Source organism: Paenibacillus thailandensis (assembly GCF_042685365.1).
Classification (GTDB): Bacteria; Bacillota; Bacilli; order Paenibacillales; family Paenibacillaceae; genus Paenibacillus_AP; species Paenibacillus_AP thailandensis.
This window is the reverse complement of the sequence record NZ_JBHUMY010000006.1, coordinates 1-22580: the sequence shown is the minus strand read 5'-3', so window position 1 is coordinate 22580 and position 22580 is coordinate 1. Positions and strand designations below refer to the sequence as shown.

Annotated in this window: 19 protein-coding genes; 6 read left to right on the top strand and 13 right to left on the bottom strand. The window is 56.1% G+C overall.

Annotated features, from left to right (window positions below; genetic code table 11):
• Positions 1–27: 27 nt before the first annotated feature.
• Positions 28–711 (bottom strand): Crp/Fnr family transcriptional regulator, encoded by a 684-nt coding sequence (locus ACFSW5_RS05045; protein ID WP_379270321.1) that lies wholly within the window; start codon positions 709–711, stop codon positions 28–30.
• A 183-nt stretch (positions 712–894) separates the two neighbouring features.
• Here ACFSW5_RS05045 and ACFSW5_RS05040 point away from each other — a divergent pair, with 183 nt between their 5' ends.
• Together ACFSW5_RS05040 and ACFSW5_RS05035 are read left to right on the top strand one after the other, a co-directional pair.
• Positions 895–1356: a MarR family winged helix-turn-helix transcriptional regulator gene (locus ACFSW5_RS05040; protein WP_379270320.1), complete on the top strand. Its 462-nt coding sequence runs from the start codon at positions 895–897 to the stop codon at positions 1354–1356.
• Positions 1356–2630, top strand: a complete 1275-nt coding sequence (locus ACFSW5_RS05035) for an MFS transporter (protein WP_379270319.1) — start codon at positions 1356–1358, stop codon at positions 2628–2630. Before ACFSW5_RS05040 ends, ACFSW5_RS05035 begins: the two co-directional genes overlap by 1 nt.
• Before the next feature lie 95 nt (positions 2631–2725).
• Here the strand turns inward: ACFSW5_RS05035 and ACFSW5_RS05030 are convergent, their stop codons facing one another.
• Both ACFSW5_RS05030 and ACFSW5_RS05025 read right to left on the bottom strand, forming a co-directional pair.
• The gene (locus ACFSW5_RS05030; protein WP_379270318.1) at positions 2726–3424 is read right to left on the bottom strand and encodes a type 1 glutamine amidotransferase; all 699 of its coding nucleotides are present in this window, start codon (positions 3422–3424) and stop codon (positions 2726–2728) included.
• Positions 3425–3690: 266 nt separating this feature from the next.
• Positions 3691–3891: a hypothetical protein gene (locus ACFSW5_RS05025; RefSeq protein WP_379270317.1), complete on the bottom strand. Its 201-nt coding sequence runs from the start codon at positions 3889–3891 to the stop codon at positions 3691–3693.
• A 244-nt stretch (positions 3892–4135) separates the two neighbouring features.
• Here ACFSW5_RS05025 and ACFSW5_RS05020 point away from each other — a divergent pair, with 244 nt between their 5' ends.
• The 3 genes from ACFSW5_RS05020 to ACFSW5_RS05010 all read left to right on the top strand — a co-directional run bounded on the left by ACFSW5_RS05020 (position 4136) and on the right by ACFSW5_RS05010 (position 6562).
• Complete coding sequence (locus ACFSW5_RS05020; RefSeq protein WP_379270316.1) at positions 4136–4465, top strand: helix-turn-helix domain-containing protein; 330 nt, start codon at positions 4136–4138, stop codon at positions 4463–4465.
• Between the two features lie 496 nt (positions 4466–4961).
• Positions 4962–5828: a class I SAM-dependent methyltransferase gene (locus tag ACFSW5_RS05015; protein WP_379270315.1), complete on the top strand. Its 867-nt coding sequence runs from the start codon at positions 4962–4964 to the stop codon at positions 5826–5828.
• Entirely contained in the window at positions 5828–6562 is a 735-nt protein-coding gene (locus tag ACFSW5_RS05010) for an RluA family pseudouridine synthase (protein ID WP_379270314.1), read from the top strand. Before ACFSW5_RS05015 ends, ACFSW5_RS05010 begins: the two co-directional genes overlap by 1 nt.
• A gap of 96 nt (positions 6563–6658) precedes the next feature.
• On the opposite strand, the gene ACFSW5_RS05005 is transcribed toward ACFSW5_RS05010, so the two are convergent.
• Positions 6659–7063, bottom strand: coding sequence for a MarR family transcriptional regulator (locus tag ACFSW5_RS05005; protein ID WP_379270313.1), 405 nt, complete (start codon positions 7061–7063; stop codon positions 6659–6661).
• A 240-nt stretch (positions 7064–7303) separates the two neighbouring features.
• Between ACFSW5_RS05005 and ACFSW5_RS05000 the strand changes: the two genes are divergently transcribed.
• A complete protein-coding gene (locus tag ACFSW5_RS05000; protein WP_379270312.1) occupies positions 7304–7465 on the top strand; it encodes a hypothetical protein in 162 nt (53 codons plus the stop codon).
• Between the two features lie 6 nt (positions 7466–7471).
• On the opposite strand, the gene gyrA is transcribed toward ACFSW5_RS05000, so the two are convergent.
• The 9 genes from gyrA to ACFSW5_RS04955 form a co-directional block, all read right to left on the bottom strand.
• Entirely contained in the window at positions 7472–9904 is a 2433-nt protein-coding gene (gyrA, locus tag ACFSW5_RS04995) for a DNA gyrase subunit A (RefSeq protein ID WP_379270311.1), read from the bottom strand.
• A 12-nt stretch (positions 9905–9916) separates the two neighbouring features.
• On the bottom strand, positions 9917–11887 hold the full coding sequence (gene parE / locus ACFSW5_RS04990; protein WP_379270310.1) for a DNA topoisomerase IV subunit B: 1971 nt from the start codon (positions 11885–11887) through the stop codon (positions 9917–9919).
• 72 nt (positions 11888–11959) lie between these two features.
• Positions 11960–12946 (bottom strand): ABC transporter permease, encoded by a 987-nt coding sequence (locus tag ACFSW5_RS04985; RefSeq protein ID WP_379270309.1) that lies wholly within the window; start codon positions 12944–12946, stop codon positions 11960–11962.
• Positions 12947–12962: 16 nt separating this feature from the next.
• Entirely contained in the window at positions 12963–13913 is a 951-nt protein-coding gene (locus ACFSW5_RS04980) for an ABC transporter ATP-binding protein (RefSeq protein ID WP_379270308.1), read from the bottom strand.
• Positions 13914–13921: 8 nt separating this feature from the next.
• A complete protein-coding gene (locus ACFSW5_RS04975) occupies positions 13922–14773 on the bottom strand; it encodes a GDSL-type esterase/lipase family protein (RefSeq protein ID WP_379270307.1) in 852 nt (283 codons plus the stop codon).
• 512 nt (positions 14774–15285) lie between these two features.
• The gene (gene purT / locus ACFSW5_RS04970; RefSeq protein ID WP_379270306.1) at positions 15286–16467 is read right to left on the bottom strand and encodes a formate-dependent phosphoribosylglycinamide formyltransferase; all 1182 of its coding nucleotides are present in this window, start codon (positions 16465–16467) and stop codon (positions 15286–15288) included.
• 137 nt (positions 16468–16604) lie between these two features.
• On the bottom strand, positions 16605–18458 hold the full coding sequence (locus ACFSW5_RS04965) for an ABC transporter ATP-binding protein (protein WP_379270305.1): 1854 nt from the start codon (positions 18456–18458) through the stop codon (positions 16605–16607).
• A complete protein-coding gene (locus ACFSW5_RS04960) occupies positions 18455–20251 on the bottom strand; it encodes an ABC transporter ATP-binding protein (RefSeq protein ID WP_379270304.1) in 1797 nt (598 codons plus the stop codon). Before ACFSW5_RS04960 ends, ACFSW5_RS04965 begins: the two co-directional genes overlap by 4 nt.
• 481 nt (positions 20252–20732) lie before the next feature.
• Positions 20733–22580, bottom strand: a 1848-nt coding sequence (locus ACFSW5_RS04955) for a dynamin family protein (protein ID WP_379270303.1), incomplete at its 5' end; no start/stop codon positions are given.

Sequence of the window (22580 nt, the reverse complement as noted above, 5' to 3'; positions counted from 1 at the left end):
ACCGTTCCTGCCTTCCGTCATTCCGAATTATTTGTATAGATCGTCCGAAGACCGCGCGCGCAGCTTTTCGCTATCGACGATGACGATTTTGCCCCGCTTCCGCTCCACGACGCCTTCAGCCGCGAACTTGGCGATAATCCGGTTCAAATGCCGGTAGCTCGTGCCAAGCAGCTCTGCGACATGCTGCAAATTCGAGGCGTGAAATTCCGAGCTCGCCGCAGCTTGACTGGACATCAGATAATTGGCAAACCTTTGTTCCAGCGGGAACAGCCGATTGACGCTCGTCGAATGGGAAACCGTATCCAGCTTATGCGCCAGGTGGCGAAGCAAAAATTGCAGAAAATCCGGATTGCGGCCATGCTTCGCCCGCAAAACCTCATAATCGATGGCGATGACTTGCCCTCCCGTCACCGCTTCCACAAAAGATCCGGCTTGCCGGCCGGTCACGAATTCCAAATCGCCGATCATGGCGGGCGGATTGCAGAAACGAAGAAGAAGCGATTTGCCGTTGGACAACGTCCGAAAGACGCGCAGCCGGCCTTGGACCAAAACGTACAGCCGGTCAATCGGCTCGCCCCCTCTGCAGATGAAGTCCCCCTTTTGAAACCGGAATAATTTGATCTCTTCCCCTTCCAAGCCGTTAAGCATAACCCCGAGACCATATTCGTCGATCAACCTGTGAAGCATTTCGGTATCGGCAATAAGCTGCATCTTTATCCCCTTTTCGAAGTCCGCAATTTCATTTAATACATCCTACAGCAAATAATAAAGGACATATGTCCCAAGCGCAAAAGATTAAACGAGCGGCCGTCTAAATCGTCTCAGATATTGACTTGTGCAATTATTTGCATTAAAATTAGTTGTCATAACAACTATATTCGGAGGCAGGCTCACATGAAATACACGTCATTGGATGATTCAATCGGGTACTTGCTGGGCATTTCGTACCGCAAACTGACCAATCTGCTGCAGCACCGCATTCGAAGCTACGATATGACACCCGAGCAATGGTCGGTTCTATACCGGATTAATGAACGGGACGGCCTAATACAGAAAGAAATCGCGGAGCGGAGCGGCAAGGATAAGCCCACGACGACGCGCATTCTCGATTTGCTCGAGGCGAAGGGCTATATTGTGAAAAAACCGGGCGAAAAGGACCGGAGAGCGTTCCTCGTCTATATAACGGAGGCGGGCAAAGAAGTGGTTGCGGCCATCACGCCGATTGAAAAGCAGCTAGTCGAAGAAGCGACGGTTAGCCTTTCCGATAACGAATACGCGTATTTACTGGAGCTGCTTGCGCGCATTGACGCCGCCGTCGATAAGCTTACAGAGAAAGAAAGAGGAGAGATGGAGTAGTGGAAGTTCAACAACCAGAAAATTCGGCGGGAAAGCTGTGGACCAAGGCGTTCATCACATTGACGATCAGTTATTTATTGCTGTTCCTATGTTTGCAAATGCTGCTTTCTCCGTTTCCGACTTATGTGAAAGACAAGTTTAACCCGAGCGATTTTACGGTCAGTCTCGTCATCAGCGTCTTCGCCTTTTCGGCGATCGCCGCCCGTTTTATAACCGCGTTTCTCATGAAAAGGCTGAACCGCAATTTGCCGATTATGTACGCCGGGCTGCTGCTTGCGGCTGTAGCCACCGCGCTATATCCGTTTGCGGATTCGGTAGCCGTGCTGCTCGTTCTGCGCGTTCTGTTCGGTATCGGCTTCGGGGCGGCGAGCACCGTCATGCCTACGCTCGTGGCGGAGATTATACCGAAAAGCCGCATGGGCGAAGGCATCGGTTATTTCGGCATGTCCACGACGCTCGCCATGTCGGTCGGGCCGATTATCGGTCTTGCCGTCTTGGGGGATTTCGGCTTCGAAACGCTGGCGTTGATGGGCACGCTCGCGGCGGTTGTCTCGATTCCGCTCGCCCTTCTGTCGACCGGTTCCGGACCCAAACGGACCGTTCCGGCTCAAGCCGCTCCGGAACGCGCCGTGATTCGGGCTGCCGAAGGTGAGCCGGGGCGCAGCAAACGGTTTAACGCTCTGCTGCTTCTTCCTTGCGGCTTGAACGTGCTGCTGTCGATTACGTACGGCGGACTGCTGAGCTTTCTGGCGCTATACGGGCAAGAGCGCAATATCGCGCATATTTCCTTGTTCTTTTTGTTTAACGCTTTGGCCGCTTTTATCGTCCGTCCGTTCTCCGGCAAGCTGTTCGATGCCAAAGGCCATATCGCCGTCATCGTTCCCGGCGCTGTTTTCAGCTTTATCGGTCTAATTCTCATATCGTATACGGAATCGCTGCCTCTGCTTATTTTGTCCGGGTTGTTCTACGGCGTCGGCTACGGCGCGATTCAGCCGACGCTCCAAGCCTGGATGCTGCAAATGACGCCGCCGAAGGATCACGGCACGGCGAACGGCTTGTATTACAACGCGCTTGACCTCGGCGTAGCCATTGGCTCGATGCTGCTCGGCATCATCGCTTCGGCGACAAGCTACGGGTCCATGTACCGCATCAGCTCGCTTGCGATGGTCTTGCTTGCCATCCTGTATATCGTCACCGTGGCGGCAATGGCAAAAAGCAATAAAAAAACAGCCTTGGCTCAATCTGAAGCCCGAACAAAAGAGCTGTCCGCCTAATCGCCGAAAGTCGAGCCCTCCGCCGTCGCGGGGGGCTCGACTTTTTGGCATCGCCATGCGCCTATCCGGATAGGACGGGTTCGCTTGCGCCCGGTCTAACGCAGCGAATCCGCAAGAGCGTCCAGCAGCAGGCCGAGCATTCGGGCGGAATCGGCGCATCTGGCTAGACCGGAACGGATTTGCTGCGCGGATTGGATATACGGCCCGTCCGTAAGCTCGCTTGCCCAATGCCCGACCATTGCTTCAATGCTCGCCGGCGTCGGCTCCAAATGAAATTGCAGGGCGAGCACGCGGTCCCCGTATGCGAAAGCCTGATTCTGCGCGCATTCGTTCGTGGCGAGCCGTTCGCACCCTTCCGGCAGTTCAAAGCAATCGCCATGCCATTGAAAGCTGTGGAACGCCGGAGGCATCGAACGAAACAACGGATGTCCGGAATCGGTACGTTTTATCGGGTGCCACCCGATTTCTTTGTGGCGGTTGCGGCTTACTTTCGCCCCTAGCGCCTCCGCGATCAGCTGGGCTCCCAAACAAATGCCGAGCACCGGCTTGGCGTCCGCTATCGCCTGCTTGAGGAAGCTTTTTTCCGGACGGAGCCACGGATTCGCCTCCTCTTCGTATACGCTCATCGGTCCGCCGCAAACGATCAGCAAGTCGAAGCTGTCCTGCGAAGGCAGCGCTTGTCCGAGGTGCGGTTCCGCCACCGTATAGCGATGCCCGCTCCTTGCGGCCCATTCCTTCATAACCGAATCGTCGTCAAACGAAAAATGTTTAAGCGACAAAACGCGTAACTGCAATGTCAACCCCCATCCCTTCGCTGCGATTAATCACGTCTATTCTATTATTGTAGGGGTCTATCGCACTACATGTCAATTATATTAACATGAACTGAAGGGTTTACGGGAACAAGCAGCATCTCGTTTCCTAGCTCTAGATGATACATGGAATTCGGTGGAGGACGTTCCTTTGCTGCTGCGGTCGGCCTCAGCCGGGTTAGCGCGGACGTTCTCCTGCCGCCTCCGCCCCCGAAGCCGTAGACTTCCTCCATCAGCCGTTGTACGCCTTATTCAATTGTTCGCATTTTTTCAAGCCGGTATGTGTAACCGCAAAACCCGCAGCGGAACAGAACCCCGTGATCTCCCACTATATAGGTCACTCTCTCGTCGTCCTCCGGTTCGATATATTCCCTTCCTTGCTCGTCGATATCGCCCGTGGCGAACAACGCCGTCCGGTTGCCGCACTCGCATTGAAACGTTAATGCCATAGGACATCTTTCCTTTCCGATTGGATCAAGCTGAAACGACTTTGTCGTCCTTCTCGCAGCGATGAACACTTTCGCGCTGAATGATAAGCCGTATTACAAGGTTTAACTTATCCCTTGGGGAGCTTATCTTTTGAAAAATCACTTGACATTGATACAAAATGTATCATACATTACTAGTAGCAGAGAACCTGGAAACAGGGAGCCTTCTGCTCAAACTGGCTATATTACGTGAGGAGTAAAATCAATGACGATGGGAGAACGCCTCAAGATGCTTCGTGTCAGTCGGAATTTATCTCAGGACGCGGTGGCGCGGACAATCGGCATTACCCGCTCCGCCTACAGCCATTACGAAATCAATAACCGCCAGCCTGTATACGATACCCTCATCAAGCTCGCCGCATTTTTTAACGTAAGCATCGACTTCATCATCGAAGGCGAAGACCGCAAAGCGGGGGAGGATCTGACCCCGGACACGAAGGAAATCGTCCAGCTGCTCAATAACATGGATGAAGAGCAGCGCAAACAATCGATCGACAAAATGCTGCAAGCTCTGCGCGCCCCGGAAAGCAGCTAATCGTTGCGGCAGGCCGCTCCCCTTGCCGCATCCACCCCCCGTCACGCATCGGGAGACGCTCCGATCCGCCGCCTCTTCTGAAAACGCATTCTTTGACCCGCCGCACCGCTGCCCGTCTTCGCCCCAAGCTTCCCTTTCCTGCGATTCCCCCCTCCAGTATTACGTCCTTCGGGCCGCTCGGCCCTTCGACATTCGGTCCTCCGCCTTGTAATGGACAGCCAGCGTTCTTATGGACGCCGGTTTTGTTTGATTCGGGAAGTCCCCTTCGTTATAATAGTCGTTGACTTTATTATATGAAAAGCTTCTGCCGAAGCCAATTCGTTGAACCGGCCCCTGGCATCAGCGGCAGCTTTTCATGCCAGTCGGAAAGATCATCAGTACGGTAACGCAGTACCAAACTTTAAGCTTTCCGACGGCAATTTAAGCAGCAACGGCTTCGTCGCCGGTGTCCGGGGACGAAGCGCAACTCTATACCATTAAGGAAGGATTTCATAGCATGTACATAGCAGATCAATGGACCGACTTCGAGGTTATCGATACCGGCGGCGGCGAAAAGCTGGAGCGATGGGGGACCTACATCCTGCGCCGTCCCGACCCGCAAATTATTTGGCCGATCGCAAACGAAAGCGGGCTTTGGCTTAAAGCGGACGCCCGCTATCACCGCAGCTCATCGGGGGGCGGCCACTGGGACTTCAACCAGAAGCTCCCCGAACGATGGACAATATCGTACGGCGAGCTGAAGTTTCACATTCATCCGACAAACTTCAAGCATACCGGCTTATTCCCCGAGCAGGCGGTAAACTGGAGCTGGATGATGGACAAAATCCGCTCGGCGGGCCGTCCGATCCGCGTGCTGAATTTGTTCGCCTACTCCGGCGGCGCTACGGTTGCGGCCGCTGCGGCCGGCGCCGAAGTCGTCCATGTCGACGCCGCCAAAGGAATGGTGCAATGGGCGAAGGAGAACGCGGAGCTTTCCGGCCTGAAGGATCATCCGGTCCGATACATCACGGACGACGTATTCAAGTTTGTGCAGCGCGAGCAGCGCCGCGGCCGGCAATACGACGCGATCATCATGGATCCGCCGTCTTATGGGCGGGGGCCAAAGGGCGAAACGTGGAAGCTGGAAGAAAATTTGTATCCGTTCGTCGAATTTTGCACCACGATTTTATCCGATAACCCGCTGTTCCTGCTTATTAATTCGTATACGACGGGCTTGTCCCCGTCCGTGCTTCACAATTTGCTTCATTTGACGATGAAACGCAAATACGGCGGCATGATCAACTGCGGCGAAATCGGCCTTCCGATTACAAAATCCGGCCTTAACCTGCCGTGCGGCATTTTGGGCCGTTGGGAGTCGAACTGATGGCGATGGAAACGACTCCGTCCATCCCGATTTTGTACGAGGACAACCACGTTCTTGCCGTCGTGAAGCCGCCCGGCATTCCGTCCCAGGAGGACGACTCCGGCGATCCCGATATGCTGACCTTGCTGAAGCAGGACATTAAAGCACGCTATAACAAGCCCGGCAACGTCTTTTTGGGACTCGTTCACCGCTTGGACCGTCCCGTCGGGGGGGCCATGGTGTTCGCCAAAACGTCGAAAGCCGCCTCCCGCTTGTCGGAAGCGGTACGCAGCCGTTCCTTCGGCAAAACATATATATGCGTCGTTCACGGCACGCCCCGGACCCCGCGGGCGCAGCTGAAGCATTATATCCGGAAAGACAGCGGCCGCAATCAAGTTACGGTGTTCGACAAGCCGGCGGCCGATGCGAAGGATGCCGTACTCGATTACGAAACGATCGCCGTAAACGGCCGGTATTCGCTCCTCGCCGTAAAGCTTCATACCGGCAGACCGCATCAAATAAGGGCCCAAATGGCCCATATCGGCTGTCCGCTCGCCGGCGACCGGAAATACGGCCATGCCTCCGCCGAAGCCGCTATGGACGTCGCGCTTTGGTCTACTTCGGTTACCATTCCCCATCCGGTTACAAAAGAACGGCTTACGTTCCGGTCTGTACCGGAAGGCAAGCCGTGGGAATGGTGGAGCGGCGAACAGCTGGAGCAGGCGGCCAGCTTCTATATCGCGCAAAACAAATAACCCGCCCGCTTATCGCGGCAGGCATGAATCGCAAGCCGGAGCCCATCCGCATGCGCTCCAGCCGTATGTACGCTTAAGGTGGCCCCTATGCCCGGACTACAGATTGGCGACTTTGCCGAGCAAATATACAAGCAGCTGCTGATTATGGGACGAAATCCGGTCCAAGGAATCGCCGATGACTTTGGAACGGATTTCCGCCCCGCGGCTTGCTTCCTTCTTCCCTTTCTCCGTTACGGTTACCCATACGATTCTCCGATCCCGCTCGTCTCTTGTACGTACAATTAACTCGTTACGCTCCATCCGATCGAGCAGCGTCGTAATCGCGGCCGGCGTCGTCGATAAATATTGAAGCAAATCCGAAGGCTTCATCGGCTGGTGCTCCAGCAGCAGCTCCAGCACGCCAAGCTGGCCTTCCGTCAGAGGTGCAAGCGCTTGCTCGAGCGTAAACTTCCAATCGCGCGAAAGCTTGGACCATACTTTCGTGAAATCGTCAGAAACCATGATCAATCCACCCTCCTTGTCCGAATTGCGTTCTCTACCTAAATTATACCATCCGAAAATGTCGAATTAAAGGTTAATCCAATTAATAATTTGCGAGATTAATCGACGTTATTTTCGAACCTTTTGACAGAGATAGACATAAGCTGATTAGGCGAATGTCACGGGTGGCGGTTCCTGGCAGCCGGCAGTCCCGCTCCATGATTTATTCGTTTTTATTCTCGCCGACGGGGGATGAATGCGATGGACAAAACGGAACTTCTCCGCAAAATCCAAGATTACGGCATACTAAAAGACCCACAATGGCTTGACCGTCTGGACGATCCGACTCCATTGTGGGTAATTGTGGAAATGCTTATTCAATTGATCGAGCGGCTTGAACCGCCCAATGGGCCATACGATTAACCCGCTTTACCGGGCAATGACGATGTCGATCGTCTCGTTTTTATCCAATGGCACGAAAATGCGGCCGACCGACTTGCGTTCTTCGATATGCGCTTTCTCCGAGCTGACGGAATGGGTGGCGCCGGCGGAAGTCGCAACGACCAGATCCCGGGCTTCGCGGCAATAAAACGCTGCGACAAGCGCCGTTCCGTTCGGCTTGACCCGCTTTCCTTCCTTGAATTCGAAGGTTTGAACCCCTTTGCCGCCTCTGCCTTGAATCGGATAGTCGAGCAGCAGGCTTCGCTTCGCATAACCAAGGTCGGATATGACCAGCAATTCCCCTTCGTCGTCCTGAACGAATTCGGCCGAGATCAGCTCGTCCTCCTCCTTCAGTTGAATGCCGCGCACGCCCGCGGCAACCCGGCCCATCGGGTTCACTTCGCTTTCCTCGAAACGGATGCTCATGCCAAGCTTGCTGACCAGAACGAGCTGTTTTTTGCCGTCGCTCGGCTTCACGCTGATGACCTCGTCGCCGTCCGCCACCTTGCAGGCCGCGATCGCCGTCGACCGGGTCGTCATATAATCCTTCAGCATCGTCCGCTTGACGTTGCCACGCTTCGTAACGAATACCAGCGACGTCTCCTCGTCGTTAAAGTCTTTGACCGGTATGATATCGACGATCGAGTCGTCCTTCGGCAAAGCGATAATATTGACGATCGCGGTGCCGTTTTCCTTCCATTTGAACTCCGGAATTTGGTGAACCGGAAGCATGTAATATTGGCCCTTGCGGGTAAACAGCAGCAGGTTATCCAGCGTGTTCACCTCGAGAAGCTGCTCGATCATGTCGCCTTCCTTGACGCCGGAGCTGTCCAGCTCCCCGCCCGAACGGGTAAACGAAAGCATGCTCGTCCGCTTCATGTAGCCTTCGCGGCTTAGCGTCACCAGCACGTCCTCCGGCGTGATCATCACCTCGAGGTTGACCTTTAGTTCCTCGATTTCTTCCTGGATGGCCGAACGGCGGTCGATGCCGTACTTGTCGCGAATTTCTTCAAGCTCCGACTTGATGACGCCAAGCAGCTTCTTTTCGCTCTCCAGAATCGCTTTCAATTGGCCGATCCGCTTCATGAGCTCGTTCAATTCTTTTTGCAGCGACGTAATCTCGAGGCTTGTCAGCCTGTACAGCTGCAACGTAAGAATCGCATCGGCTTGCCGTTCCGTGAAGCCGAACTTCTCGACCAGGTTGTTCTGGGCGTCGGCACGGTTTTTCGAGCCTTTGATCGTCGCGATAACGTCGTCGAGAATGTTTAACGCCTTGACGAGCCCCTCCACGACGTGAGCGCGGTCTTCGGCTTTCTCCAGCTCGTATTGCGTCCGGTGCGTGACGACTTCCTTCTGGTGCATGATATAGGCGTTCAGCATCGCCTTCAAGCCGAGCTGCTGCGGCTGTTTATTGACGATCGCCACCATATTGAAGTTATAGGTGACTTGAAGATCCGTCTTTTTGAGCAAATAGGCGAGAATGCCTTCGGCATCGGCATCCTTCTTCAGCTCCACGACGATGCGGAGACCGTTCCGTCCCGTCTCGTCGCGCACCTCGGCGATGCCCTCCACCTTTTTCTCCAGCCGGATCGTTTCCATGGCGGTAACAAGGCGCGCTTTTACGACCTGGTACGGGATTTCCGTAATGACGATCTGCTGCTTGCCGCCCCGCAAGCTTTCGATTTCGGTTTTGGAGCGGATATAAATCCGGCCTCTTCCCGTCGCATACGCTTCGCGGATGCCGTCGCCGCCCATAATGATGCCGCCCGTCGGAAAATCGGGCCCTTTTACGATCTGCATCAGCTCTTCGAGCGTCACGTTCGGATTGGCCATCAGCGCGATGCAGGCGTTAATGACCTCGCGCAAATTATGGGTCGGGATTTCCGTCGCGAAGCCGGCCGAAATACCGCTCGCTCCGTTCACGAGCAGGTTCGGATAACGCGAAGGAAGCACGACGGGCTCCTTCGCCGTATTGTCGAAATTGTCCTTGAACTGCACCGTCCGTTTGTCGATATCGCGAAGCAGCTCCATCGCGATCGGCGAAAGCCGCGCTTCCGTATAACGCATCGCCGCCGCCGGATCGTCGTCAAGCGAACCCCAGTTGCCGTGGCCGTCGACAAGCACATGGCCCATCTTCCACGGCTGCGCCATCCGGACCATCCCTTCGTAAATCGAAGAGTCCCCGTGAGGGTGATAATTGCCCATCACGTCGCCGACGGTTTTCGCCGATTTGCGGTACGGCTTGTCCGGCGTATTGCCCGACTCGTACATCGCGTACAGAATGCGCCGCTGTACCGGCTTGAGCCCGTCCCGGACATCGGGGATCGCCCGGTCCTGGATAATATATTTGGAATAGCGCCCGAAACGGTCGCCGACGACCTCTTCCAGAAACGCCGGCAAAAACGATTCCATCGTACTCATGCCCTACTCCCCCTATTCCTCAAATTCCGTGAAGTCGACGTTTTCCATAATCCATCGCTTCCGCGGATCGACCTTGTCGCCCATAAGCGCCGATACGCGCCGTTCCGCTTTGGCCGTATCGTCGATTTGAACCTGAAGAAGGGTGCGGGTCTCCGGGTTCATCGTCGTCTCCCACAGCTGTTCCGGATTCATCTCGCCAAGACCTTTATAGCGCTGAAGCTCATAGTTTTTGCCGAATTCCTTCAAGTAGTTCTGCAGCTGCTCGTCCGTCCAGGCGTAACGAACCGTCTCCAACTTCCCGGATTTGCGGGTAATTTTATAGAGCGGCGGCTGCGCGATATACACTTTGCCGTTGTCGATCAGCGGCTTCATATACCGGTAGAAAAACGTCAGCAGCAGCACTTGAATGTGCGCTCCGTCCGTATCGGCGTCGGTCATAATGACGATCTTGCTGTAATTGCTTTCCTCGCACTCGAATTCCGAGCCGACGCCCGCGCCGATGGCGTTTATAATCGCGCGGTATTCGTCGTTTTTCATAATGTCGGCAAGCTTCGCTTTCTCCGGATTCATCGGCTTGCCCTTCAGCGGCAGGATCGCCTGATATTTGGAGTCGCGCCCTTGCTTCGCCGACCCGCCGGCGGAGTCGCCTTCGACGATAAACAGCTCCGTCCGCGACACGTCCTTGGATTGAGCCGGCGTCAGCTTGCCGCCCAGGTTCGAGCCTTCGCTCTTCTTCTTCCCGCTGCGGATTTCCTCGCGCGCCTTGCGCGCCGCTTCGCGGGCTTTGGAGGCTTGCACCGCCTTCTTCAGCAGCGTTTGCGCCGTTTGCGGGTTTTCCTCAAGAAATACTTGCATTTTTTCGGCCACGACGGCGTCTACGGCGCTGCGGGCAGACGAGCTGCCAAGCTGGTCCTTCGTCTGTCCGACGAACTCCACCTCGGCCATTTTAATATTGATGACGGCCATCATGCCTTCGCGAAGATCGCTGCCCTCCAAATTTTTGTCCTTTTCCTTGAGCAGCGACGTTTTGCGGGCGTAATCGTTCATCACGCGCGTGTAAGCGGTTTTGAAGCCGGTTTCGTGCGTGCCGCCGCCGCGCGTCGGAATCGAGTTCACGAAAGAAGCGATCGTTTCGGTATAACCGTCGTTATATTGAAGCGCGATTTCCACTTCGATCTCGTCTTTCTCGCCCGTAAAATGGACGGCATCGCAAAGCACGGTCTTCCCTTCGTTCAAAAACTGAACGAACTGCTTCGCTCCGCCGTCGTAATGAAATACTTCCTGCTTGCCGTGGCGTTCGTCCTTAATCGTCACCTTCAAGCCCGAATTCAAAAACGCGATTTCCTGCAGCCTTTCGGCCAGCGTATCGTAGTTCAGCGACGTACCGGCGTGGAATACGCGAGCGTCCGGCTTAAACGTCACCTTCGTGCCGGTCTTGTTCGTCGTGCCGATCACTTCAAGCCCGGTTACCGGTTCGCCGACATGCTCCTTGCCGTTCTCGTCGACCCAATACTCGTAACGTTGTTTATGTATTTTCCCGTCGCGGAAAATTTCCACCTCAAGCCATTCGGACAACGCGTTCGTGACGGACGCGCCGACACCGTGCAAGCCGCCGGACTTCTTGTAGCCTCCGCCGCCGAATTTGCCCCCCGCGTGCAGAATCGTATAGACGACCTGCGGCGTAGGGATGCCGGTCTTGTGCATGCCGGTCGGAATGCCCCGTCCGTTGTCCAGCACCGTTACCGAGCCGTCCTTGTTCAACGTTACGTCTATCGCCGTACAAAACTTGGCCAAATGCTCATCGACCGCGTTATCGACAATCTCCCATACCAAATGATGCAGACCGGAGCTGCTTGTACTGCCTATATACATGCCTGGCCGTTTGCGTACCGCCGCCAAACCTTCCAGAACCTGGATGTCGTCGGCTTCATAGCTGCGGCTCTCTTCGGCTTGCGTTGCGTACAGATCCATTTGCTCAGCCATGAGCGTCCCCCAATCTTAAATCTCTCATCCCCTGACACCGATATCGGGGCCATTTGTGCTTAAGTTTATATTTTAATTCAATATATCCTGTTTCGTAAAGACTGCAAACGACACGGCCAGCGCTCCGGCCGCCCATACCGCAAGCACCGCGGCGGAAAAAGAAAATGTCATCCCTTCTACCGGGGGCGGAGATCCGTTTAAATAGTTCATAAGATTCAGGTTGACCGAAAATAAATATTTTGGAGTTTGCCACGACGAGGACATATTCGACAAAATGGTGCCCGATATAAGAACGGACGTCATTGTGACGATGCTGGCCGACGTGCTTCGCAGCAGGATGGAAACCATCAGCGACAAAACGGCTACCGTCATGGAAGATGCCCAAGCAAGCCCCAGCTCCATCAAAATATAAAGCCATTGCGGCACGGAATGGACGAACGAAGCGTCGACGGCCGTGCCGTCCAGCACAAAACCGGTAAACACCGGCATAAACCAGCCTCCGTAGCCGAAAGCAAGCCCGGAGACGAAGTAGCTGAGCACGGCGGTCAGAACGACGATAAGCGACACGTACAACGAAAGCGCCGCAAGCTTGCTGAACAAAATGCGCCACCGCCGCACCGGCTTCGTGAGCAGCAGCTTGATCGTTCCGTCGGTCCGTTCCCCGGATACGAGATCGGAGGCAAGAGCGAGCACAAGCACCGGGATGAGCAGCGTTACCGCGTTATGCATAAAATCCCGCGTAAACGTTGCCGCGCTTTGCGCGGCAGGATTGACGTCATGATCCAAATAATATTGAAGCTGCTGCACGAGAACGCGCCGCTGCCGCTTCCACTCCTCCGGCATCCGGTCGCTTGACAAGGAATTCTCGATATCGGTCATTTGCTGCAGCACCTGACTGCGCCAGTTTTCGAAGACCGACGCGTTATGGCGCAGCGTTTTCAATTCCGCGTATGTAAAAACCGGTATAATCGCGAGCAAAATCAAAACGATAACGAGAAACCGTTTTTTCTTCCATATTTTAAGCGTTTCGTTCTGTATAAGCGGCAGCAGTTTTTGCATCGTTCCCGTCCTCCTGTCAAACCGTTTCCGAAGTCGTTTCAAGAAACAAATTTTCAAGCGTTTGCGCCGCCGGGCGAACCGACAGCACCCCGATTTGCTCATAGACCAGCTTCTCGACCGCGGCCGGAATGCGGGAGAAGTCCATAACCGCCGCAATCGCGGCATCGCCGAACGACGCCGGCGCGGAGCGGCCTGCAGCCTGGCCCGGAGGTCCGTCCAGCAGCCGGATCGCCGGATCTTTAGCAAGCACCGCTTTGCCTTTATCGCGCTGGTCCAGCTCCCACAGCACGATACCCGTCTCGCGGCCGGCGAACGATTCCATGCTTCCGACCGCCCTGATTCGTCCGCCGTGAATGATCGCGTACCGGTCGCACATGAGCTGGATTTCGTTCAGCATATGGCTCGATATGAACAAGCTGACGCCCTCCCCGGCCAGCTTGCGGACGAAATCCCGAAGCTCGTGAATGCCTTGCGGATCGAGACCGTTCGTCGGCTCGTCCAATATAAGCAGGCGCGGCCGGTTAAGAAGCGCTTGAGCGATGCCGAGCCGCTGGCGCATGCCAAGCGAATACGTTCTGACTTTGTCGTGGATGCTGCCGGTCAAGCGGACAAGCTCCGTCACTTCGGCCATGCGGCCGGGACCGACGCCAGGCAGCATACGGGCGAAGTGCTCCAGGTTTTCCCAACCTGTCATATAGTTGTACACCTCGGGGTTTTCGACGATGCAGCCGATAAGGGACAACGCCTTCTCCGGGGAACGATGCACAGAATATCCGCATACGCTCACCTCGCCGGCCGTCGGCTTGATCAGGTCGACCAGCATGCGGATCGTCGTCGTTTTGCCGGAGCCGTTCGGCCCAAGAAATCCGAAAATCTCGCCCGCGTGCACATCGAAGCTGACGCCATCGACAATCGTCCTGGCGCCAATCTTTTTCGTCAAATTCCGTACAGACAGCACTTTATCCATCTTGGTCTTTACGCTCCTTCCGCGTTCAAAGACTGAACGATCCGCTCGGCGATTCGGCCGTAGCCTTCATGATTCGGATGAAAATGGTCGGAAGACAAATAGGAGCCTATGTTGCCCTCGAACAAATCGAACACCGGGATCATTTGCATATTTTCGTATTGCGAGAGCATCCGGTAAGCTTCGGCATTCCATTCCGTCACCCGCATGCTGCCGGCGCGCAGCCGTTCGACGTCGTAGAACGGATTGTACAATCCGATATAAACGACCTGCGCATCGGGATTCAATTCGTGGATCGCCTTCAGCACCCGGCCCAGTCCGTCAAGCCCTTCCGGCAGCCGATCCGGGATCGAAGCCGAAACGGCGGAATCGCGGCTTCCGTTCCCTTTCATAGATTCGCGGGCCGCCGCGAACAAATCGTTGCCTCCGATCGAAAGCATAATGACGTTCGCCCGCTTGATCGCATAACGGTAACCGGCCGTTTGAATCCGTTCCGCCAACTGATCGGCACGCTGGCCGCGAATGCCCAAATTATTGACGAGCTTCACAGGCTTGCCGGTCTCCTCCTGCAGCTTTCCGATCGCCTGCTTGACGAATCCTTCCCCGCTGGCGTCGCCTGTTCCTTTCGTAAGCGAATCGCCGATTGCCGTCACCCGCAGTTCATGGGCGCCCGCAAGCGCATAAACCGGCTCGCGCTGCTTGCCGGCTGGAGTGGCCGCCGGGCTGCTGTGCGTCATATGCGACGGATATAGCAGCGTAAACGCCGCATATCCGAAGCCGTATAGCAGCAGCAGCGAAGCGCAGCAGGAAACCGCCCCTATCGAGATCCATAAGCTTCTGGAATGAGAACGTTTATGACGCATAAAAATCCCCCCAATATGTAGTCGCTTCCGTCAACAACAATCATCATTACCGTAAACGGCCCGAAATAGCCGCAGCAAACAATTGCCACATTCCCATTTTTCTGCAATGCAGCCGAAAATATGTACGAGAGCCTTCAAAGGACTTCCAATCCCCTTGAGGTCCCCCTGCCGTAAGGGCCCCCCAAGGAGCATCGTCCCTGAAGGCACCTCAAGGAATTACGATCCCCAACCAGGGTTGCGCCAACCCTGATTTTACTTCTTACAGGCAATATCCCATTTGCTCGGAAACGTAGCTGATGCCGTTCTTTCCCCGCTCGCCTGAGACTTGGGGATACTGCCCACAAGATAAAGAAACCGTAATCACTTAAGGACTCGCCGCCAAAGAGCTCATGAGAAAAACTTCTAGCGAAGTCCTTCGAGGGTGGCCAGCCGCGGTCAAAGGTCAAAAAAAACGCACGGCGCCCGGGTCATCGTCATGACCCAAACGTCGTGCGCTATTGCTCCAATACCGATTATTCCTCGTAGCGAATAAACAAAGCTTGCGCCGCTTTCGCAGCCGATTCGCGAGCCTCTTCCACGTCCGATGCCGTGCTTAAGACGACGGCCATCCGCCGTCCGACCTTCGTTTCCGGCTTGCCGAACAGCCGAACTTGCGTATTCGGGACGGCGAGCGCCTGCTCGAGACCGCCGATCCGGAAAGCGCCGCTCTCGCGGTCCGCCTTGAGCGTATGGGACGCGCCCGGCGACAGCAAGCGGACGGACGGGATCGGATAGCCGAGTATGGCGCGGACATGCAGCGCAAACTCCGACAAATCTTGCGTTGCCATCGTAACCATGCCCGTATCGTGAGGCCGCGGCGACACTTCGCTGAACAACACGCCGTCCTTTGTCAGGAACAGCTCGACGCCGTACAGGCCGTATCCGCCAAGCTCGTCCGTAATGCGGCGGGCGATATGCTCCGCCTCTTCGATCTGCTCCGGCGGCATGTGATGCGGCTGCCACGATTCGATGTAATCGCCGTCCTTCTGCACATGCCCGATCGGCGCGCAAAACGCCGTTCCGGACACCGATCTGACCGTAAGCAGCGTAATTTCGGAGTCAAACGAAATAAAGCCTTCCACGATAATGCGCTGCTTTTTGGCGCGGCCGCCTTCCATCGCGTAATTCCAGCAAGCTTCGATTTCCTCCTCCGTGCGGCAGACGCTTTGGCCTTTGCCCGACGAGCTCATGATCGGCTTGATCACACACGGCAGGCCAAGCTCTTTCACCGCTTGCTTCAGCTCGTCCAACGTATCGGCGAAGCGGTAAGGGGCCGTCGGCAGCCCAAGCGTTTCCGCCGCCAGCCTGCGAATGCCTTCCCGGTCCATCGTCAGCTTTGCGGCGCGGGCGGTCGGGATGACGTTGAAGCCTTCCCGCTCCAGCTCGAGCAGCGTGTCGGTCGCGATCGCTTCGATCTCCGGGACGATATAGTCCGGGCGTTCCTCTTCAATAATTTTGCGGATCGACGCGCCGTCCAGCATGTCCGTTACATAAAAGCGGTGAGCGACCTGCATGGCCGGGGCGCCCGCGTAACGGTCGACCGCAACGGTTTCGACGCCGAGGCGCTGCGCTTCCAGCACAACCTCTTTGCCCAGCTCTCCGGAGCCTAGAAGCAACAGTTTACGGGACTGCTTAGATAGTGGGGAACCATACATAAAAAAATAAGAACCTCCCGGAAGCGATAGACTTACAACTCCGTTTGCCGAATGGGCGTAGCGGCTGTCTATCTTTTTCTTCCATTGTGGAGGTTCTTCAGGCAAAAATCAAGGGATTGCCTCTTTATCAGGCGAAGCTAAGCCGACAGGAAGCGGTATTGCGCTTCGATAAGTCCGTTATATACGCCGCCGCTTGCGATCAGCTCGTCGTGGGTTCCTTGCTCCACGATTTTCCCGTGGTCGAGCACCACGATCAGATCGGCGTTCCGGATCGTGGACAGACGGTGAGCGATCATAAAGGAAGTTCGTCCGGCAAGCAGCGTCTTCAGCGCGTCCTGGATTTTAAGCTCCGTTTCCGTATCGATGCTGGCCGTCGCTTCGTCCAATATGAGGACGCGCGGATCGGCGAGCAGCGCCCGGGCGAACGAGAGCAGCTGGCGCTGCCCCATCGACAATACGTTGCCTCGCTCCTCGACCTGCGTGTCATAGCCGTCCGGCAAGCTCATGATGAAATCGTGCGCGTGCACCGCTTTGGCGGCTTCGACGATTTCCTCGTCGGTGGCGTTCAGCCGGCCGTACCGAATATTGTCCCGGATCGTGCCGGAGAAAATAAACGTATCCTGCAAGACGATTCCCACCTGCGAACGGAGGCTGTCGATCGTTACGTCGCGGATATCGACGCCGTCGATCGACACCTTTCCTTCGACGGGATCGTAGAACCGGCAAAGCAAGTTGATGATCGTGCTTTTGCCCGAGCCGGTATGGCCGACAAGCGCAATCGATTGGCCGGCTTCCACGTTCAGGCTGATGCCTTTCAGCGCGGGACGGCCCGGCTCGTATTCGAACACGACGTTGTCGAATTTCACGTCGCCGCGAATGCTCGGCAGCGGCGCCGCGTTTTTCGCTTCGCCGACCGTCGGCTGCTCGTCGATAAACTCGAAGATCCGTTCCGATGAAGCCATCGCGACAAGCAATTGGGAATACATCTGGCCAAGCCGGTTGATCGGATCCCAGAAGTTGCCGATATAGTTCGCGAAGCCGACCAGGATGCCGACGGTTATAAAACCGGCTTGAATCAGGTAAGAGCCGTACCAGAACAAAATAAGCGTGCCGACGGCGGCCGTCAGCTCAATGATCGGCCCGAACGCCTGGTTCAGCGCGGACGCCTTGTTCCACGCCTTAATGTTCACTTCGTTCATGTTGTTGAAGAAACGCATGTTGTCCTTTTCCTGCACGTAAGCCTGCGTCACTTTCATGCCCTGTATGCTTTCGTTCAAATGCGAGTTGATGCGGGACTGCTTCATCCGCACGTCCTGCCAGGCGAAACGGATCCGTTTGCGAAGCGAGGTCGAAACGATAAACATAAGCGGCACGGTAATCATGACCGCCAGACCAAGCTGGAAGTTCCAGATGAGCAGGATAAGCACGATGCCGACCAGCTGTACGCAATCCATGAGCAGGTTGACGACGCCGTTCGTGAACAAGTCCTGCAGCGCGTTGACGTCGTTCGTTACCCGGACGAGCACGGAGCCCGCGGGCCGCTTGTCGTAGAAGCGGAACGACAGACGCTGAATATGGCTGAACAGATGCTTCCGCAAGTCGTAGATCACCTTTTGCCCGATCACGTTCGTATGCCGAATCCGGTAATTGTTCGCCGCCCATTGGATTAGGTACAGCACGACCATCGCTCCGGCGAGCGTAAACAGCAGCGGAACGCTTGGCTCTCCTTCTCCTTCCGGCGGACGAATAGCCGTATCGATGGCCCAGATGAACAGCGCCGGAACGGTCAGCCGCGTGAGCGTGCCGACGACCATAGCCGCGATAATCGGAACGAGTTCTTTTTTGTAAGGCGCCATATAATGAAACAATCTTCGCATTTGCGCCCAGTTAAACGGCTTTTCGATCGCGTCGTCATCCTGGTAAATGAAACGCTCGCCTTTATTGATTGCGCCGGCCTTCTGCCCTTGCGTCCGGCTTGTATCCTTGTTCATCGGCTAACCCTCCTGTGCAGCGTACGATCCTCGGTTTCATGCTCATCTACGGCCTCGACATGAGGACGGTCGGCATACTGAATATTGTACGTTTGCCGGTACGGTCCCGGCATCCGGACGAGCTGCTCGTGCGTGCCCCGCTGCACGATCCGCCCTTCATCCAGAACGATAATTACGTCCGCGTGGCGGAGCGAAGAAATGCGGTGCGCGATAATGAACGTCGTCCGTCCGGCCATCAGCTCCTTGAAGCCGGCCTGGATTTCATGCTCCGTCTCCATGTCCACGGCGCTTGTCGCGTCGTCAAGGATGAGAATGCGCGGGTTTTTGATCAATGCGCGGGCAATGGCGATCCGCTGCTTCTGGCCGCCGGAAAGCCCGAGCCCCCGCTCGCCGACGATCGTGTCGTAGCCTTGCGGCAGCTCCATAATGAAGTCATGCGCTTTGGCCAGCTTCGCCGCGTATTCGATTTCCTCCTGCGTCACGTCCTTGACCCCGTAAGCGATATTGTTGCGGATCGAAGAGGAGAACAGGAACGTTTCCTGGAATACCGGCGCGATCTGGCTGCGCAAGCTTTGCACGTCCAGCTCGCGGATATCGATGCCGTCGACCGTAATGCGGCCGTTCTTGACGTTGTACGCATGCATCAGCAATTGAATGATCGTCGATTTGCCGGAGCCGGTCGCGCCCAGCAGACCGATAACGCTGCCGGCCGGCGCGTCGATATTGATATCGTATAAAGCCGGAGCCTTGTCCGGGTAGTTGAACGTCACGTTCTCGAACCGGACATGACCTTTCGTCGTTTGCGCGTCCAGCACGATCGGATGATCGGTATTGCGCACGTGCACATGCTCGTTCAGCAGCTCCAGCACCCGTTCGCCGGAAGCCTTCGACTGCGTATAGTTGTTGATATGGAAGCCGACGCCCCACATCGGTCCGATAATATAGCCGATCATGCTGAAGAACGCGACGAATTCGCCGAGGCTGATCGACTCCTGGATGACGAGGTAACCGCCAATCGCAAGCAAGATCACCATGCACAAGTTCGCCAGCAGCTCCATGACCGGAAAATATTTGGCCCATAGCGACGCGGCGCCGATCTGGTTCTGTTTGTATTGCTCGCTGCGGACAAGGAACTTGTTCACCTCATGCGGCTCGCGGGCGAACGACTTGACGGTGCGCACGCCCGTAATATTTTCCTGAACGGCCGTCGTCAAATTGCTCATCGCCTGGCGCATCTCGCGAAACGCCGGGTGGATCAGCTTCTCGAACCGGAGCGCGGCGATCATCAGGAAAGGCATGGACACCAAGGTGATGAGCGTCAGCTGCCAATGGATCGACAGCATCATCGAGGCGCCGAACACGACCATCAGCACCATATTCAATATTTGCGCGAACCCGAAGCCGATAAAGTTGCGGATCGCTTCGAGATCGGCCGTCAGCCGCGACATCAGGTCGCCCGTCTTCGCCTTGTCGTAATATTGGAAAGATAACGTTTGCAGCTTGTCATACAGCGCGTTGCGCAGCCGGAACGCGACGCGGTTGCCGAGCCGCCCGCCAAAAAAACCGTGCAAAAACTGCAAAGACGCCTTCACCGCCACGACGCCGACGACCGTTAACGCCAGGGCCGGCACCTTGCCGAAATCTTCGATCAAGATGACGTTATCGATCAGATAGCGCAGCAAGTTCGGGTAGACGAGACCAAGCGCCGTCGCGCACATCAGGCACAAAATCGAAGTGATCATGTACTTTCGCTCGACCCAGTAAAACGGTTTCAATTGCTTAAATACGTCCAACTTTCTCCAACTCCCGTTCCATTATTTATAAGCATGAATGAATATTATCAGCATCCCCCTCGCCTAGCAATCGGGAGATAAACCCGAATATCCGTTCCTAACAGCCGAATTGGGCGAATTGGAAATATATAATAGCAATCCCTTTTAAATAGTCCCGAATCGTCTCGCTCTTCAAGCAATTGCTCCATTTTTGCACAAAAACACACAAGTTTTTTTTCAACAAAAAAACGGATGCTTGTGAAAGCTTCCTATGCAGAACAAGCATAGTCCCGGGCTTCCTTCCGTTTTCGCTACCTTCCATTATGTATCCCTTCCGCTCGGCTACTCCGCATTTCAAGCCCGGAATTGTTCTTGCACGTTTCAACCTAAACTATTCGTTCCGTTTCCCATCTGGAGCGGCGCTCGAAAAAAAGCCCGAAACGGAATGAGTTCCGATTCGGGCTTTCGCGGTTGTATACAGCTTTATGCCATTCGAGAGCTTTTATTGCGGGGCGAGAAGACGTTGAAACCGTTCGTGCAAGCTTCTGAGCTGCTCCTTGTCGGCCGAGTCGGACAACGATGCCAGCTTCCCGTCAACGTAAGCGGACAAGTCCTCTTGCAGCTTCAATGCCGCCCCCTTGACGGCGTCGCTCCATATGCCGGAGTAGAAAGCCGACCAATCCGCAATCCGTTCCGACATCCATCCCTGCAAAGAAGGGCCGACAATCGCTTCCAGCTCGCCGCGCAGCTTTCCTTTTCCTTCTCCTTCAAAAAACTGGCGCGGAGACTTGAAGCGGCTCCACAGCCATTTGGCATCGACCGTTTCCGGCGTCCATTCCGGAGCTTCATCGGGCATTGCCGTCGGTTCGCTTGCATACGCGGCGGCTTCGTACCCTTCGATTAACGCTTCGATCCGCTCGGCAGCCGCTTGATGACGCTTGGCCAGCAGGCCGTGCAAAGCTTTTTCCATGCGGAGCGTCGTAGCCTGCAGCTCCTGGGAGAGCTCCACGCGGATATACCGAGTAAGTTCCAGCCACGCCGTCCATACCGCTTTGCGCAAATCCCGCCCGTCGTCCTGTAGCGAAGAAGGATTAAAGGCCAAGTTGTACATTTCGCCAAAACGGTACTGCAGCCGCTGCGCTACATAATAAAGCAGCTCGCCAAGCTCCTGCGGCAGCTGCGCAGGCGTATCGGCGGCGCCGAATTCGCGGATAAGTCCGGCCGCCTCCTCGGCTTGCTCCTTCAGCCGCTCCGCTTCCGCCTGCCGCGAGGCGGCATCGCCTTCGGCGCTTTGCAGCCAGCCGCGCACGGCGGCGGCGGCGCGGCGGATTTCCCGCTCCGCCGCATCGACGGCCAGACGGCCGAGGTCGTTATGGACGAACGACAGAAAGGAGCGCTCGAATTGCGCGACCCCGGATGCGGCAAGCCGCTCGTCGTTCCCTTCCAGCTTGGCGTCCAGCGCCTGAAGGCTGGAAACCGGAAACAGCCGCGGATTCCGAATGCCGTGCTGCAGCAGCTGCTGCTCCACATGCTTCAGAACGCCGTCCAGCTCCTCTTCATCGGCGGCGAGGTCGGCCGCGTTGACGAGGAAAAACATTTTGTCGAGCTCAAACTGGTCCTTCACCCGTCCAAGCTGGGACAAAAATTGACGGTCGGCTTGCGAGAACGCATGATTGTAATAAGTGACGAACAATACCGCGTCCGCGTTTTTTATATAGTTGAAAGCAACGCCCGTATGGCGCGCGTTCACCGAATCGGCGCCCGGCGTATCGACAAGCACGATGCCTTGGTCGGTAAGCGGGCACGCGTAATGCAGCTCGATCTCGCCGACGAAGCAAGACCGCGATTCCTCGGCCACGTACCGTTCGTATTCCGGCTGCTGGACGTCAAGCTCGCTGCCCAGCAGCGGACCGCATGCTTCCCAGCCGGCCCGGGCTGCCCGCAAGAAGCTGTAATGCGGCCGGCCGCTTCCGCGGATCGCGTCGGGCGACAGCTTGTCGATCGCTTTCAGCAACGCGTTCGTATCCGGCATGGCCGCTTCCGACGCGTCTTCGCCAAGCATCGTAAGCGAATAGCGTAAATCGGAAAGCATCGCTTCGCGGCTTTTCATGACGACGCGGGCCGTTCCGTGCGGCCGCTCCGCCGTCGGCGGAACAAGCCGGTTGATCGCCGCCGTTGTCGGATTCGGCGATACCGGCAGCACCGGCTCGCCGATCAGGGCGTTGGCGAGCGAAGACTTGCCCGCGCTGAACGCCCCGAACAGCGCGATCGTAAAGCGGCTGCTCGCAAGCCGAGCCGCTTTGTCCGCCATCGCCGCCGCCGCTTGCGCCAGCGGCGGATACGGCGCGGC

Excerpts from the sequence above, each read along its gene's own strand:
- gyrA (WP_379270311.1), bottom strand. The coding sequence starts at position 9,904 with ATGAGTACGATGGAATCGTTTTTGCCGGCGTTTCTGGAAGAGGTCGTC.
- ACFSW5_RS05025 (WP_379270317.1), bottom strand. The coding sequence starts at position 3,891 with ATGGCATTAACGTTTCAATGCGAGTGCGGCAACCGGACGGCGTTGTTC.
- ACFSW5_RS05000 (WP_379270312.1), top strand. The coding sequence starts at position 7,304 with ATGGACAAAACGGAACTTCTCCGCAAAATCCAAGATTACGGCATACTA.
- purT (WP_379270306.1), bottom strand. The coding sequence starts at position 16,467 with ATGTATGGTTCCCCACTATCTAAGCAGTCCCGTAAACTGTTGCTTCTA.
- ACFSW5_RS04965 (WP_379270305.1), bottom strand. The coding sequence starts at position 18,458 with ATGAACAAGGATACAAGCCGGACGCAAGGGCAGAAGGCCGGCGCAATC.
- ACFSW5_RS05020 (WP_379270316.1), top strand. The coding sequence starts at position 4,136 with ATGACGATGGGAGAACGCCTCAAGATGCTTCGTGTCAGTCGGAATTTA.
- ACFSW5_RS04985 (WP_379270309.1), bottom strand. The coding sequence starts at position 12,946 with ATGCAAAAACTGCTGCCGCTTATACAGAACGAAACGCTTAAAATATGG.
- ACFSW5_RS05040 (WP_379270320.1), top strand. The coding sequence starts at position 895 with ATGAAATACACGTCATTGGATGATTCAATCGGGTACTTGCTGGGCATT.
- parE (WP_379270310.1), bottom strand. The coding sequence starts at position 11,887 with ATGGCTGAGCAAATGGATCTGTACGCAACGCAAGCCGAAGAGAGCCGC.
- ACFSW5_RS05005 (WP_379270313.1), bottom strand. The coding sequence starts at position 7,063 with ATGGTTTCTGACGATTTCACGAAAGTATGGTCCAAGCTTTCGCGCGAT.
- ACFSW5_RS05045 (WP_379270321.1), bottom strand. The coding sequence starts at position 711 with ATGCAGCTTATTGCCGATACCGAAATGCTTCACAGGTTGATCGACGAA.
- ACFSW5_RS04975 (WP_379270307.1), bottom strand. The coding sequence starts at position 14,773 with ATGCGTCATAAACGTTCTCATTCCAGAAGCTTATGGATCTCGATAGGG.
- ACFSW5_RS05015 (WP_379270315.1), top strand. The coding sequence starts at position 4,962 with ATGTACATAGCAGATCAATGGACCGACTTCGAGGTTATCGATACCGGC.
- ACFSW5_RS05010 (WP_379270314.1), top strand. The coding sequence starts at position 5,828 with ATGGCGATGGAAACGACTCCGTCCATCCCGATTTTGTACGAGGACAAC.
- ACFSW5_RS04980 (WP_379270308.1), bottom strand. The coding sequence starts at position 13,913 with ATGGATAAAGTGCTGTCTGTACGGAATTTGACGAAAAAGATTGGCGCC.